9 protein-coding genes are annotated in these 14,377 nt (G+C 63.7%); 6 read left to right on the top strand and 3 right to left on the bottom strand.

All coding sequences use genetic code 11. From position 1 onward, the window contains the following. Positions 1-24: 24 nt before the first annotated feature. Together V6W80_RS06770 and V6W80_RS06775 are read left to right on the top strand one after the other, a co-directional pair. On the top strand, positions 25-1,272 hold the full coding sequence (locus V6W80_RS06770; RefSeq protein WP_338546307.1) for a YihY family inner membrane protein: 1,248 nt from the start codon (positions 25-27) through the stop codon (positions 1,270-1,272). Continuing rightward, the gene (locus tag V6W80_RS06775) at positions 1,272-1,559 is read left to right on the top strand and encodes an acylphosphatase (protein WP_338547373.1); all 288 of its coding nucleotides are present in this window, start codon (positions 1,272-1,274) and stop codon (positions 1,557-1,559) included. The genes V6W80_RS06770 and V6W80_RS06775 overlap by 1 nt, the downstream gene beginning before the upstream one ends. Before the next feature lie 16 nt (positions 1,560-1,575). Here the strand turns inward: V6W80_RS06775 and V6W80_RS06780 are convergent, their stop codons facing one another. Further along, positions 1,576-3,282 (bottom strand): proline--tRNA ligase, encoded by a 1,707-nt coding sequence (locus V6W80_RS06780; protein ID WP_338546309.1) that lies wholly within the window; start codon positions 3,280-3,282, stop codon positions 1,576-1,578. 154 nt (positions 3,283-3,436) lie between these two features. Beyond that, the gene (locus V6W80_RS06785; RefSeq protein ID WP_338546311.1) at positions 3,437-4,750 is read right to left on the bottom strand and encodes an OprD family porin; all 1,314 of its coding nucleotides are present in this window, start codon (positions 4,748-4,750) and stop codon (positions 3,437-3,439) included. A 368-nt stretch (positions 4,751-5,118) separates the two neighbouring features. Here V6W80_RS06785 and V6W80_RS06790 point away from each other — a divergent pair, with 368 nt between their 5' ends. The 3 genes from V6W80_RS06790 (at position 5,119) to V6W80_RS06800 (ending at position 10,781) form a co-directional block, all read left to right on the top strand. Then, positions 5,119-5,535, top strand: coding sequence for an HIT family protein (locus tag V6W80_RS06790; protein ID WP_338546313.1), 417 nt, complete (start codon positions 5,119-5,121; stop codon positions 5,533-5,535). Beyond that, a complete protein-coding gene (locus V6W80_RS06795) occupies positions 5,532-5,741 on the top strand; it encodes a SlyX family protein (protein WP_017638936.1) in 210 nt (69 codons plus the stop codon). The genes V6W80_RS06790 and V6W80_RS06795 overlap by 4 nt, the downstream gene beginning before the upstream one ends. A gap of 192 nt (positions 5,742-5,933) precedes the next feature. Then, positions 5,934-10,781, top strand: coding sequence for an NAD-glutamate dehydrogenase (locus tag V6W80_RS06800; RefSeq protein WP_338546315.1), 4,848 nt, complete (start codon positions 5,934-5,936; stop codon positions 10,779-10,781). A 106-nt stretch (positions 10,782-10,887) separates the two neighbouring features. Here the strand turns inward: V6W80_RS06800 and V6W80_RS06805 are convergent, their stop codons facing one another. Next, the gene (locus tag V6W80_RS06805; protein WP_338546316.1) at positions 10,888-11,913 is read right to left on the bottom strand and encodes an alpha/beta fold hydrolase; all 1,026 of its coding nucleotides are present in this window, start codon (positions 11,911-11,913) and stop codon (positions 10,888-10,890) included. 214 nt (positions 11,914-12,127) lie between these two features. On the opposite strand from V6W80_RS06805, the gene V6W80_RS06810 reads away from it, so the two are divergent. Further along, on the top strand, positions 12,128-14,377 hold the full coding sequence (locus tag V6W80_RS06810; RefSeq protein WP_160922838.1) for an ATP-binding protein: 2,250 nt from the start codon (positions 12,128-12,130) through the stop codon (positions 14,375-14,377).

Genomic DNA, 14,377 nt, shown 5'->3' on the forward strand with positions numbered 1-14,377 from the left:
ACCGTGCCTTTCGAGGAACCGCCAATGCCGGCCCGCTTGCGTGAACTGCTGTCCTTCGTTCGCTACCTCGCCGACCGCTTCATCGAAGACCGCGCGCCCAACAATGCCGCGGCCCTGACCTATACCACCCTGTTCGCGGTGGTCCCGGTGATGACCGTGACCTTCGCCATGCTCTCGGCGATACCCGCCTTCCAGGGCACGGAAGTGCAGATCCAGGCCTTTATCTTCCGCAATTTCGTGCCCTCCACCGGGGCGACCCTGGAAGAATACCTGCGCAACTTCATCGAGCAGGCGCGGCACCTGACCTGGCTGGGCGTGGCCCTGCTGGCGGTGACGTCCTTCTTCATGCTGGTGACGGTGGAAAAGACCTTCAACGACATCTGGCGAGTACGAATTCCGCGGCGCGGGGTCTCCAGCTTCCTGCTCTACTGGGCGGTGCTCAGCCTGGGCCCCCTGCTGCTGGGCGCCGGTTTCGCCATGAGCACCTATCTGGCCTCGGTGGCCCTGGTCTTTGGCTCCTACGGCATGTCTGGTGCGCAGATGCTGCTCAAGGTCACGCCACTGCTGTTCAGCATCGCCGCCTTCACCCTGATGTACGCCGCCGTGCCCAACACACGGGTACCCCTACGCCACGCGCTGATCGGCGGTGCCCTGACCGGGGTGCTGTTCGAGGCGGCCAAGAGTCTGTTCGGTCTCTATGTCTTCTACTTTCCCGGCTACCAGCTGATCTATGGCGCCTTCGCCACAGTGCCGCTGTTCCTGGTGTGGATCTATGTCTGCTGGCTGATCGTGCTGCTGGGGGCGGAGGTGGTCTGCAGCCTGTCCACCACCCATCATTGGCGGCGCGCACCGTTGCCGGCGTTCTTCATCCTGCTCGCCGTGCTGCGGGCCTTTCTGGAGCGACAGCAAAGCGGTTCCAGTCTGCACCTGGGGCGGTTGCACCAGGCTGGCTGGAAGCTGCCGGAGCACGAATGGCACGCGGTGCTGGCCTTCCTGCAGCAGGAGCGCCTGGTCTGCCAGAACGACAGCGGTCACTGGGTGCTTTGCCGCGATCTGCATGGCTATGCGCTCCTGGATCTGCTGGATCGCGCGCCCTGGGCGCCGCCCGCGCCGGATTGCTGGCCGCCCGCCGAACGCTTTCCCGGTGACTGGTATCCGCAGCTGCAGGAGGCCTTCACCCGACTGCAGGCGCAGCGTCATGAACTGCTGGCCGGGAGCGTGGCTCACTGGCTCAAGGTCGCGCCAGGGCTGGAAGAAAGGGGCGCCCAATGATGAGAGACGGAGCGGCGCGTCACGGCCTGATCAGTGGCCGCGTCCAAGGCGTTTATTACCGCGAGAGTACGCGGCAGGAGGCGCAGCGCCTGGGCATCACCGGCTGGGTGCGAAATCTGGGGGATGGCCGGGTGGAGTGCCACCTGGAGGGTTCGGTCGAGGTGCTCGCCCACCTGGAGCGCTGGCTCTGGCAGGGACCGGCAGCGGCGCGGGTGACCGGGGTGGAGCTGGAGGAGGTGGCCTGCGCAGGCTTCACCGACTTCCAGGTCAGGCGCACGGACGCCTGACCTGGAGCGGTAGCCCTCAGCGGGCTTTGAGGAAGCCGACGATCTCGGCCAAGGCGACGTTCTGGCTGTCGCTGTCGGTACGGCCCTTGTACTCGACCAGGCCTTCATTGAGGCCGCGCTCACCCACCACCAGACGATGGGGGATGCCGATCAGCTCCATGTCGGCGAACTTCACGCCAGGGCTGGTCTTCTTGTCGCGGTCGTCCAGCAGCACGTCGAAGCCGGCCGCCTTGAGGTCGGCATAGAGGCGATCGGTCGCTTCCTTCACCGCGGCGTTCTCGTACTTCATCGGCACCAGGGCGACGTTGAACGGTGCCAGGGCAGCCGGCCAGCGGATGCCACGCTCGTCATGGTTCTGCTCGATGGCAGCGGCGACCACGCGGGATACCCCGATGCCGTAGCAGCCCATGGTCAGCAGGGTAGGCTTGCCTTCCTCGCCCAGGACCGACAGCTTCATGGCCTCGCTGTACTTGGTGCCCAGCTGGAAGATATGACCCACTTCGATGCCGCGCTTGATCACCAGGGTACCTTGGCCATCCGGACTCGGATCGCCGGCCACCACGTTGCGCAGGTCGGCGACCTGGGGCAGCGGCAAATCGCGCTCCCAGTTGACGCCGAAGTAGTGCTTGTCTTCCTGGTTGGCGCCGATGCCGAAGTCGCTCATCAGGGCGACCGAGCGATCGACGATGCAGGGAATCGACAGATTCATCGGGCCCAGGGAGCCGGGGCTGGCGCCAATGGCGGCACGGATCTCGGGCTCGGTGGCGAACACCAGGGGGCTGGCGACCTCCGGCAGGTTGGCTGCCTTGATCTCATTGAGTTCGTGATCGCCACGCACCACCAGGGCGACCAGCTTGCCTTCCTCGGCGCCGCGAACCACCAGGGTCTTCACGGTCTTCTCGATGGCCAGACCGAATTTCTCCACCAGATCGGCGATGGTCTTGGTGTCGGGGGTATCGACCAGGCGCAATTCTTCGGTGGCGGCGCCACGCGCGGTTTCCCGCGGCAGGGCCTCGGCCTTCTCGATGTTGGCGGCGTAGTCGGAGCTGTCGCTGAAGGCGATGTCGTCTTCACCGGAGCCGGCCAGCACGTGGAATTCATGGGAACCGCTGCCGCCGATGGAGCCGTTGTCGGCCTGCACCGGGCGGAAGTTCAGACCCAGGCGGCTGAAGACGTTGCAGTACGCCTGGTACATGGCGTCGTAGGTTTGCTGCAGCGACGCTTGGTTCAGGTGGAAGGAGTAGGCATCCTTCATCACGAACTCGCGACCACGCATCAGGCCGAAGCGCGGACGGATCTCGTCACGGAACTTGGTCTGGATCTGATAGAGGTTGATCGGCAGCTGCTTGTAGCTGTTCAGCTCGTTGCGCATCAGATCGGTGATGACTTCCTCATGGGTCGGGCCCACGCAGAAATCGCGCTGATGACGGTCCTTCAGACGCAGCAGCTCGGGGCCGTACTGCTCCCAGCGACCGGATTCCTGCCACAGCTCGGCGGGCTGGATCGCCGGCATCAGCACCTCCAGGGCGCCGGTGGCGTTCATTTCCTCACGCACCACGGCTTCCACCTTGCGCAGCACGCGCAGGCCCAGCGGCAGCCAGGTATAGAGACCCGAGGCCAGCTTGCGGATCATGCCGGCGCGCAGCAGCAGCTGGTGGCTGATCACCACGGCATCGGAAGGGGTTTCTTTGAGGGTGGACAGCAGGAACTGGCTGGTACGCATGGCTAGGCGGTCTGTCGGCATCGAGACGGGACCGGCATTGTACGGTGGGGTGGGGCAGGGCGTACAGGGACGCGGGCAGAGCCGACCAGAGGCCGGAAAAGAACAGCCCGGCGAAGGCCGGGCTGCTGGATCGTGCGAGTAGGGCTGACCTCTATTAGAGGATGTTCAGCGGGTACTCGGTGATCAGGCGGAACTCGTTGACGGTGCCGCCGGTATTAGCATCGCCGCGGTGCCAGGTCTGACGTACGCGGAAGGAAAGGTCCTTTGCAGGGCCATTCTGCAGTACGTATTTGGCTTCTACGTTGGTTTCGTGCTCTTTGTCGCCGTTTTCGTACAAGCCAGCATAAGCACTACTAGCGCTAGGCGCATCGATTCCCGTACCGCGGACGTAGCGAGTCATGAAGCTCAAGCCAGGAACACCGAGTGTGGCCATGTTCAGGTCATAGCGTACCTGCCAGGACTTCTCGCCAGGAGCGTTGAAGTCGGAGTACTGGATGGAGTTGGACAGGAAGATACTGTCTCCACCACTACCAACCCGCTCACCCTTCCCGCCTGCACCTACGTAGTCGAAGGGGGTGTCGCCGTTGATTTTCTGGAAGCCTACGGTAAAGGTGTGCGCGTCGATACTGTAGGCGGCTGCCAAGGAGAATGCGTTGTTACTAATGTCGCCAAGCTTGGATTTGCCGGTGTCTTCGGTGTAGTAGTAGTTCGCATCGAAGGTCAGCGACTGGTTAGCGCTCAGCGGCTGTACAAAGTTGACGTTGGCGTAGTACTGGTTCCAGAGGTCTTCCAGCCGCCCATAGTAAAGCGAGCTGCTCAGTTGGTCGTTGATCTTGTACTTGCCGCCGACGTAGTCACCTGATTTGCTAGTTACAGCGCCTAGCAGTTGGGATCCCAGGTTGCCGTCGTGATAGGTATTGACGTTGTCACGCGCAGCGGTGAAATGACCGGCTTCCAGGAACAGGTTCTGGATTTCTTCGCTGGTCAGCATGAAGCCAGTACCGGTTTGCGGGAACAGACGGCTGCCACCCAGAGCGAAGACCGGTGAGGTAGGCTGCAGGTTGCCGTACTTCAGCACGGTGTTGGAGATGCGGACTTTGACCGCAGCGCCGGCGGTGGAGTACTCGTCAGCAGGCTCGAGTCGGCTGTTGCGTGGCAGGTTGCCGGTGCCGGAGGTGCCCGCGCCGCCGTCGAGCTTGATGCCCAGGTAGCCAAAGGCGTCGACGCCGACACCCACGGTGCCTTGCGTAAAGCCCGATGCGTAGTTCAGCAGGAAACCATGGCTCCAATCGATACGGTCGTTCTGAGTATTCTTGAGATCCCGGTTGAAGTAGTAGTTACGGTTCAACAGGGTCAGCTTGCTGTCTTCGACAAAGCCCTTGGATTCGGACTGCTGGTCGGCGAAAGCCAGTTGAGTGGTCCCTGCAGCTACGGCCAGGGCGAGAATGCTCCACTTCATCGCTTGCATCAGAAATGCTCCTTTGGGTTGAAAGTCAGCCATCGTGTCAGCCGTGGCTGTTTGTTCTAATGGCGGCACATATAGCACCTCTCTTGGAGGGGCGATAGGCTTCATCAAAATTTTGCGTGTGATGAGCGGATTAACCAAGACTCTTAAGAAAATTCTTTAAGAGTTCCCTTCCGATCGTCGTACCCGGATCGTGATAGCAAAAAGCGTGCACAAAACGGCAATTCCTGTGCCCGCCTGTCTATCGCTCGGTTGTTCTCCAGGCAATGGGCAGTTTCGGAAGGACTGATTGCACCTTTGTGACACCAAAGGTTTCATTCACCCAAAGTCATGCACACTTTTAGTGCTGACCTGTGTTGGCAGGAGATGAGATGTTCCAAATCGATCCACGACTGGCGAGCGATTCCCTGGAAGTGGCGTCCTTGACGCTGTGCCAGGTGTTGCTGCTGAACGATCGCCGCTATGACTGGCTGGTGCTGGTACCCCGGCGCGAAGGTGTTACCGAGGTCCTCGATCTGTCACCCCAGGATCAGGCGCAACTGTGGCGAGAGGTGACACTTGTTGCCCAGGTGTTGCGTGGCGCTCAGCCAGCTCTAAAATTGAACATCGGTGCCCTGGGCAACATCGTCAGGCAATTGCACCTGCATGTTTTGCTGCGGCAGGAAGGTGACCCGGCCTGGCCCGGCCCGGTATGGGGGCACTCGCCACGTGAGCCCTATGGCGAAGCCGCCGGCCGCGCGGCCGCGCAGCGCTGGCAGGGGCTGCTCGAACAGGAGGCACAGGCATGACCCTCGAAGAACGTATCGCCGACCTGGAAATGCGCCAGGCGTTCCAGGACGACACCATCCAGACCCTCAACGACATCATCGTCGAGCAGCAGCGGACCCTGGATCGTTGCGCGGCGCAGATCCGCCTGCTGGCCGAACGCCAGGCGGAGTTGCAGAGCGCAGGGGGTGGCGGCATGCCGGACGAAGCCCCGCCGCCACACTATTGAGATCCGTTCCGCAGCTGAATCTTGTTGTCGCCCTGACGTACGTGCGCAGGCGGCTTTGCCGGCTACTCTAGCGGCACTGCATCCTTGCACTTTTTTGGTGCAGTCCGGCCTCGTCCCCTGTGGAACTCGCTCCGGGAGAGGCCTGTCCTCTGCGGAGCGAAGCCCACAGCACCTTCAGGACGGAGTACGGTTATGGCGTTTTTCACCGCTGCCAGCCAAGCGGATTTCCAACAACAACTCAAGAATGCCCTCGCGGCCCATGTCGAAGGGGATACCCTCGAACAGCTGGATCGCTTCACCGCCCAGTTCTTCGGCATCGTCCCGCTAGAAGAACTCACCCAACGTCGGCTGTCCGATCTGGTCGGTTGCGTGCTGTCGGCCTGGCGCCTGCTGGACGTCTTCGATCCGGCCGAGCCGCGGGTGCAGGTCTTCAATCCGGATTACGAGCGACACGGCTGGCAATCGAGCCACACTGTGGTCGAGGTACTGCACGCCGATTCGCCGTTCCTGGTGGACTCGGTGCGCATGGAACTCAATCGCCAGGGCTACAGTGTCCATACCCTGCAGAACAGCGTTCTCAGCGTCCGTCGAGATGCCCAGGGTCGTCTGCTCGAGCTGCTGCCCAAGGGCCAGCAGGGCGAAGGAGTGACCCGCGAAGCCCTGATGTTCCTTGAGATCGACCGCTGCGCGGCAACCAGCGAGTTGCGCGCCTTGGAGGCAGCGCTGCAGGAGATCCTCGGCGAGGTCCGCCTGACCGTGGGTGACTTCGCCGCCATGAAGGCTAAGGTCGGCGACCTGCTGACCTGGCTGGATCGGCGTCCGGCGGGCGTGGAGGAGGGGGAGCTGGCCGAGGTCAAGGCCTTCCTCGACTGGCTGCGCAACGACAGATTCACCTTCCTCGGCTACGAGGAATTCACCGTCGAAGGCGATGGCGAGACCGCGGTGCAACGCTATGTGCCCGACTCCCTGCTGGGGCTGTCGCGGCGCCTGCGCGGCCGTCCCGAGACGGCCGAGATCAGCCTGTCCGGTGATCCGCTGCGTTACCTGCGCGAGCCGGTGCTACTGTCCTTTGCCAAGGCGGCCGACCCGAGCCGGGTGCATCGTCCGGCCTATCCCGATTTCGTCTCCCTGCGCGAGGTGGACGCCAATGGCCGGGTGGTGCGCGAGCATCGCTTCATGGGCCTCTATACCTCCAGCGTCTACAACGACAGCGTGCGCGAGATCCCCTATATCCGCCGCAAGGTGGACGAGGTGCGCCGCCGCGCCGATTTCGACAGCAGCGCCCATTTGGGCAAGGAACTGGCGCAGGTGCTCGAAGGCCTGCCGCGGGACGATCTGTTCCAGACCCCGGTGGACGATCTCTTCAGCACCGCCATGGCCATCGTGCAGATCCAGGAACGCAGCAAGGTGCGCGTCTTCCTGCGCCGCGATCCCTATGGCCAGTTCTTCTATTGCCTGGCCTATGTGCCGCGCGACATCTACTCCACCGAAGTCCGCCAGCGCATGCAGCAGATCCTCATGGATCGCCTGCACGGCACCGACTGCGAATTCTGGACCTTCTTCTCCGAATCCGTGCTGGCGCGGGTGCAGTTCATCCTGCGCGTCGATCCCCTGCAGCCCCAGGATGTCGATCCGGCGCGCCTGGAGCAGGAGATGGTGCAGGCCTGCCGCAGCTGGAAGGACGATTTCGCCAGCCTGATGGTGGACAGCTTCGGCGAAGCCCAGGGCACCTCCATCCTGGCCGATTACCCGCTGGGTTTCCCGGCCGGCTACCGCGAGCGCTTCGCGCCGCACCTGGCCGTGGTGGACATGCGGCACCTGCTGGCCCTGAAGGACGATCGCCGTCTGGCCATGGGCTTCTACCAGCCGCTGACCCAGACCGGCGACAACATTCTGCACTGCAAGCTCTACCACGCCGACACGCCCCTGGCGCTGTCGGACGTCTTGCCGATCCTGGAAAATCTCGGCCTGCGCGTGCTCGGCGAATTCCCCTACGAGCTGCGTCATCGCAATGGCCGCCGCTACTGGATCCATGACTTCGCCTTCACCACCGTGGCCGGCCTCGAGCTGGATCTGCAGCAACTCAACGACACCTTCCAGGATGCCTTCGTCCAGGTGGTGGAAGGCCAGGCGGAAAACGACAGCTTCAATCGCCTGGTGTTGACCGCCGGGCTGCCCTGGCGCGACGTCGCGGTGCTGCGCGCCTATGCGCGCTATCTCAAGCAGATTCGCATCGGCTTCGACATCGGCTACATCGCCGCCACCCTCAACGCCCATGTCGATATCGCCCGGGAGCTGGTGCGGCTGTTCCGCATGAAGTTCTATCTGGCGCGGCGCATGACCAGCGAAGACCTGGACGACAAGCAGCAGCGGCTGGAGCAGGCCATCCTCAGCGCCCTCGACGACGTCGCGGTGCTCAACGAAGACCGCATCCTGCGACGCTATCTGGACCTGATCAAGGCGACCCTGAGAACCAACGTGTTCCAGACCGATGCCGCCGGCAAACCCAAGGCCTACTTCAGCTTCAAGCTCGATCCCAAGGCCATTCCCGAGTTGCCGCGCCCGGTGCCGCGCTACGAGATCTTCGTCTACAGCCCACGCGTGGAAGGGGTACACCTCCGCTTCGGCAACGTCGCCCGTGGTGGCCTGCGCTGGTCGGATCGCGAGGAAGACTACCGCACCGAGGTGCTGGGCCTGGTCAAGGCGCAGCAGGTCAAGAATTCTGTGATCGTGCCCGTGGGCGCCAAGGGTGGCTTCGTGCCGCGCCGGCTACCCACCGGTGGCTCCCGTGATGAGATCCAGGCCGAGGCCATCGCCTGCTACCGCATCTTCATCAGCGGTCTGCTAGACATCACCGACAATCTCAAGGATGGCGAGGTGGTGCCGCCGGCCGCGGTGGTGCGCTACGACGGCGACGATCCCTATCTGGTGGTGGCGGCCGACAAGGGCACCGCGACCTTCTCCGACATCGCCAACGGCATCGCCCAGGACTATGGTTTCTGGCTCGACGATGCCTTCGCCTCCGGTGGTTCGGCGGGTTACGACCACAAGAAGATGGGCATCACCTCCCGGGGTGCCTGGGTCAGCGTGCAGCGTCACTTCCGTGAGCGCGGCATCGATGTCCAGACCGATCCGGTCACCGTGGTGGGCATCGGCGACATGGCCGGCGACGTCTTCGGCAACGGCCTGCTGCGTTCGCGCAGCCTGGAGCTGGTGGCGGCCTTCAACCACCTGCACATCTTCATCGATCCCAACCCGGACGCCGAGCGCAGCTATGTCGAGCGCGAGCGGCTGTTCAACCTGCCGCGGTCGAGCTGGACCGACTATGACGCCAGCCTGATCTCCCAAGGCGGTGGCATCTTCCCGCGCAGTGCCAAGCGCATCGCCATCAGCCCCGAGATGAAGGCGCGCTTCGACCTGACCGCCGATCACCTGACGCCCAACGAGCTGATCAACGCCCTGCTCAAGGCGCCGGTGGACCTGATCTGGAATGGCGGCATCGGCACCTACGTCAAGGCCAGCTTCGAAACCCACGCCGATATCGGCGACAAGGCCAACGACGGTCTGCGCGTCGATGGCTGCGACCTGCGCGCCAAGGTGATCGGCGAGGGCGGCAACCTGGGCATGAGCCAGCTGGCGCGGGTGGAGTTCGGCCTGCACGGCGGCGCCTGCAACACCGACTTCATCGACAACGCCGGGGGCGTGGACTGTTCCGACCATGAGGTCAACATCAAGATCCTGCTGGGCGATGTGGTCTCCGCCGGCGACATGACCGTCAAGCAGCGCAATACGCTGATGGGCGAGATGACCGACGAGGTCGGCGAGCTGGTGGTCGCCAACAACTACATGCAGACCGGGGCCCTGTCCCTGGCGGAGTATCGGGCGCGGACCCACCTGGCCGAGTACCAGCGACTGATCGTGGATCTCGAAGGGCGCGGCAAGCTGGATCGTACCCTCGAATTCCTGCCCAGCGATGAGGTGCTCGCCGAACGCGCGGCCAAGGAACAGGGGCTGACCCGGGCCGAGCTGTCGGTGCTGATTTCCTACAGCAAGATCGACCTCAAGGAACAGTTGCTGGCCTCTTCGGTGCCGGATGATGACTACCTCGCCCGCGACATGCAGGGCGCCTTCCCTCAACGCCTGACCGAGCAGTTCCCCGAGGCCATGGCGCGCCACCGCCTCAAGCGCGAGATCGTCGCCAACCAGATCGCCAACGACCTGATCAACCACATGGGCATCACCTTCGTGCAGCGCCTGTGCGAATCCACCGGCATGAGCGCGGCCGATGTCGCCCGCGCCTATGTGGTGATGCGCGACGTGCTGCACCTGCCGCACTGGTGGCGTCAGGTGGAAGCCCTGGATCATCAGGTGCCGGCTGACCTGCAGCTGCGTCTGATGAGCGAACTGATGCGCCTGGGGCGCCGGGCCACCCGCTGGTTCCTGCGCAGCCATCGCAGTGGTCTGGATGCCGGCGCCGTGGCGGCCTTCTTCGGGCCACGCATCGCCGCTCTGGGCGTACGCCTGGATGAACTGCTGCAGGGCGAACCGCGTCAGGACTGGGAAGAGCGCTTCCGCGCCTATACCGAAGCGGGCGTACCCGAGCTGCTGGCGCGCGTGGTCGCCGGGACCAACCACATCTATACGCTGCTGCCGGTGATCCAGGCGGCGGAGGTCACCGCCCAGGATCCGCTGGCGGTGGCGGCCACCTGGTTCGCGGCGGGCGATGTGCTGGATCTGGCCTGGTATCAGCAGCAACTCAACCAGCTGCCGGTGGCCAATGCCTGGCAGGCCCTGGCCCGCGAGGCGTTCCGCGACGAGGTGGATGTGCAGCAGCGCACCATCACCGTCGCCATGCTCAATCTGAGCGAGGCGCCGAGCGATCCGGAAGCCCGGTTGTCACTGTGGCTGGAACGCCATAGGGCGGCGGTGGAGCGCTGGCGGGGCCTGCTGGTGGATCTGCGCAATGCCAGCGGCCAGGACTATGCGATGTACAGCGTCGCCAGCCGTGAACTGGCGGATCTGGCCAGCAGCAGCGTCTGAGGCGACGGGTACCCGCGACTGGATCTTGCGGGCGCCCTGATCCGACAGCGCCATGAAAAGGCGGCGTACCCTCGGGTGCGCCGCCTTTTTTACCGGTGGAAGCGGGTCAGGGTTTGGGCGGCGCCGAGGGAGCCTTGCGGGTGCTCAGCCCTTGCAGCAGTGCCTGGTGAAAGCGTTCCGGCGCCTGCATCTGGGGCGCATGGCCCAGATCCTCGAATTCCACTAGGGTCGCCTGGGGGATACGCCGCGCCGCCGCCTTGCCCAATTCGGGATAGCGGCCTAGCTGCGCCTTGAGCTCGGCTGGCGCGGCATCCTTGCCGATGGCCGTGGTGTCGCGCTGGCCGATCAGCAGCAGGGTGGGCATGCGCAATCGCGCGAATTCATAGACCACCGGCTGGCTGTAGATCATGTCGTAGATCAGTGCCGAGTTCCACGCCACCCGCTCCTTGCCCGGCCCGTTGTTGAGACCCGCGAGCATGTCGACCCAGCGGTCGTAGTCCGGCGACCACTGGCCGGCGTAATAGGTGCTGCGCTCGTAGTCGCGGATGCCATCGGCGGAGGTCTTGAGTTCCCGGGCGTACCACTGGTCGATGCTGCGATAGGGCACGCCCAGGGCCTTCCAGTCCTCCAGGCCGATGGGGTTGACCAGTACCAGCTGTTCGGTGGCCTCGGGATAGAGTAACGCATAGCGGGTCGCCAGCATGCCGCCGGTCGAGTGACCGATCAGCGTCGCCCGGGCGATGCCCAGGTGGTCGAGCAGGGCGCAGGTGTTGGCGGCGAGTTGCTGGAAGCTGTACTGATAGTGCGCCGGCTTGCTGGATTTGCAGAAACCGATCTGATCCGGGGCCACGATCCGATAGCCGGCAGCGCTCAGCACCTGGATGCTCTGTGTCCAGGTACCGGCACAGAAGTTCTTGCCGTGCAGCAGGACCAGGGTTCGGCCGTTCGGTTTTCCGCTCGGCGCGACATCGAGATAGGCCATCTCCAACGCTTGGCGCTGAGAGTCGAAGCTGAAGGTCTTGACCGGGAAATCGTAGTCGAAGCCTTCGAGACGTTCGCCATAGACGGACTGCGCCTGAGTGAGTGGGCTCAGCAACAGGGTGGCCAGGGGGAGGGCGAGGCGCAGGGACATGAATGGATTCCTGGGGCTAAACCAGGTCCGACCAGACGCCAGGGGTGAAGATTCCGGCTTGCCCCGGACGGGCTATCGCCTTTCGGGCAGGTGGTCAGGGTGGGTGCCGTTTCGCTTCGCCTCCCGCCCAGGGTCTGGTAGTCTGGACGATTCTTGATTCCCATTTTGCGCACCTCTTTCCTGCGTTTCTCCCCGATCACACGAGGTTCCCGGTTTGGCGCTCGAGTCACCCTCCAAGACGCAGCCCGATGCTCTGGCCGATTGTGCCAATGAGCCGATCCACATTCCCGGCAGTATTCAGGAACATGGCTTCCTGTTCGCCGTGGAAGAGCCGGATCTGCGCATCGTGCAGGCCAGCGCCAATGTGCTCGAGTACCTCGGGATCGCCGTGGAAGAGGTGCTGGGACGCACCCTGGGCGAATTGTTGCCGGATCGGGATCTGCCCGCGATGCTCGGCGCCCTGGCCCAGGAAGAGCAGAATCCCATCTATCAGGGCGACGTGACCCTGGGACCGCGACAGCAGACCTTCGCCCTGTTCATGCATCGCTTCGGCGGGGTGCTGATCGTCGAGTTCGAGGCGCCGGTGGACAGCCGACTCGGCCTTAATACCCTCTATCCCATGGTGCGGGTATTCATCGAGCAACTGCATCAGGCGGAAACTGTCGATGCCATCGCCACGCTCGCCGTGCGCGAAGCCAAGCGTATCTCCGGTTTCGATCACACCATGATCTATCGCTTCGACGACGACGGTCATGGTCAGGTCCTGGCCGAGGAGTGCGCGCCGGGGGTACCCACCTACCTGGGGCTGAGATTCCCCGCCTCGGACATTCCGGCCCAGGCCCGGCGCCTGTACCTGGCCAACCGTATCCGGGTGATCGGCAATGCCTGCTATCAGCCCTCGCCGCTGCAGCCGCCGATCAATCCATCGACCGGGCAACCGCTGGATCTCAGCTTCGCGCAGCTGCGCAGCGTGTCACCGGTGCATCTGCAGTACATGAGAAACATGGGCACCCTGGCATCCATGTCCATCTCCATCGTGGTCGGCGACCGCCTCTGGGGGCTGGTGCTCTGCCATGATCGTCAGCCCCAGCGAGTGTCGTTCCAGACGCGTACCGCCTGCGAGCTGTTCGGCCGGGTGCTGTCGCTGCAGATCGATGCGGCCGAGACTCACGCGGAATCCGACCGCCGTCTGGCCCTGCGCCAATCCATGGTGCAGATGCTGTCGACCATGGCCGACCGCGACAGTGTCTGCCAGGGGCTGCTGGAACTGCCGCAGGTCTATCTGGATTTCGCCCGGGCCCAGGGTGCCGCCATCATCTCCTCCGACGGTACCGAGCTGATCGGCCAGGTACCACCGCGCGAGGTGGTGGACAGCCTGGTCGAATGGCTGTCGGTCAACGTCAAGGATCATTACGTCACCGATAACGTGGCCAAGGACATCGCCGAGCTGCCCGAGCTCGCCGGGTATGCCGCCGGAGTCCTCGCCGTACCCATTTCCGAACTGCATTCCCACTACCTGATCTGGTTCCGCAGCGAGCTGGTCCAGGTGGTCAACTGGGCGGGGCGCCCGACCAAGCAGGAAGGCAGCGATGGGCGCCTGTCGCCGCGACAGAGTTTTGCGCTGTGGCAGGAGACGGTACGTGGTCTGTCGCTGCCCTGGTCCCCCCTGGAGTTGGAAAGCGCCATCGAACTGCGCAACGCGGTGCGCGGGATCGTCCTGCGCAAGGCCGAAGAAATGGCCGAGCTGGCAGAAGAGCTGCAACGCAGCAACAAGGAGCTGGCGGCCTTCTCCTACAGCGTCTCCCACGATCTGCGTGCGCCGTTGCGCCATATCGCCGGCTATGCCGAGCTGCTGGGCGACATCGAAGGCGGCAAGTTGTCGGATCGCGGTCGGCGCTTCCTGGAGAACATTGGCTCCTCGGCGCGCTTCGCCGGCAGCCTGGTTGACAATCTGCTGAGTTTTTCGCAGATGGGCCGGGCCGCTATTCGCTATTCCGACGTCAACCTCACGGCCTTGGTGGAAGCCATCCGTGAAGAAATGGCGCCGGACTATGAAGAGCGTCAGGTGGAGTGGCACATCGGCCCCCTGCCGGTGGTCATCGCCGACGCCGCCTTTGTCCATCTCGCCTTGCGCAATCTGCTGGCCAATGCCATCAAATACAGTCGCTACGAAGACCCCGCGGTGATCGAGATCGGCACCTTGCCGAGCGATTCCGAGGACATCGTCTTTGTCCGGGACAACGGCGTCGGCTTCAACATGGATTATGTGGGCAAGCTGTTCGGCGTCTTCCAGCGCCTGCACCACGCCGACGAATTCGAAGGGGTCGGCATCGGCCTGGCCAGCGTCAGACGCATCATCGAACGCCATGACGGTCGTGTCTGGGCAGAGGGCGCCATCGGCGAGGGCGCTACCTTCTATTTCGCCCTTCCCAAACAACGACCGTCGCCGGTACACAAAAGGTAG

Origin of the sequence: Pseudomonas benzopyrenica, from assembly GCF_036884265.1 — a bacterium.
GTDB lineage: Bacteria > Pseudomonadota > Gammaproteobacteria > Pseudomonadales > Pseudomonadaceae > Chryseomonas > Chryseomonas benzopyrenica.

Excerpts from the sequence above, each read along its gene's own strand:
- V6W80_RS06770 (WP_338546307.1), top strand. The coding sequence starts at position 25 with ATGCCGGCCCGCTTGCGTGAACTGCTGTCCTTCGTTCGCTACCTCGCC.
- V6W80_RS06775 (WP_338547373.1), top strand. The coding sequence starts at position 1,272 with ATGAGAGACGGAGCGGCGCGTCACGGCCTGATCAGTGGCCGCGTCCAA.
- V6W80_RS06780 (WP_338546309.1), bottom strand. The coding sequence starts at position 3,282 with ATGCGTACCAGCCAGTTCCTGCTGTCCACCCTCAAAGAAACCCCTTCC.
- V6W80_RS06785 (WP_338546311.1), bottom strand. The coding sequence starts at position 4,750 with ATGCAAGCGATGAAGTGGAGCATTCTCGCCCTGGCCGTAGCTGCAGGG.
- V6W80_RS06790 (WP_338546313.1), top strand. The coding sequence starts at position 5,119 with ATGTTCCAAATCGATCCACGACTGGCGAGCGATTCCCTGGAAGTGGCG.
- V6W80_RS06795 (WP_017638936.1), top strand. The coding sequence starts at position 5,532 with ATGACCCTCGAAGAACGTATCGCCGACCTGGAAATGCGCCAGGCGTTC.
- V6W80_RS06800 (WP_338546315.1), top strand. The coding sequence starts at position 5,934 with ATGGCGTTTTTCACCGCTGCCAGCCAAGCGGATTTCCAACAACAACTC.
- V6W80_RS06805 (WP_338546316.1), bottom strand. The coding sequence starts at position 11,913 with ATGTCCCTGCGCCTCGCCCTCCCCCTGGCCACCCTGTTGCTGAGCCCA.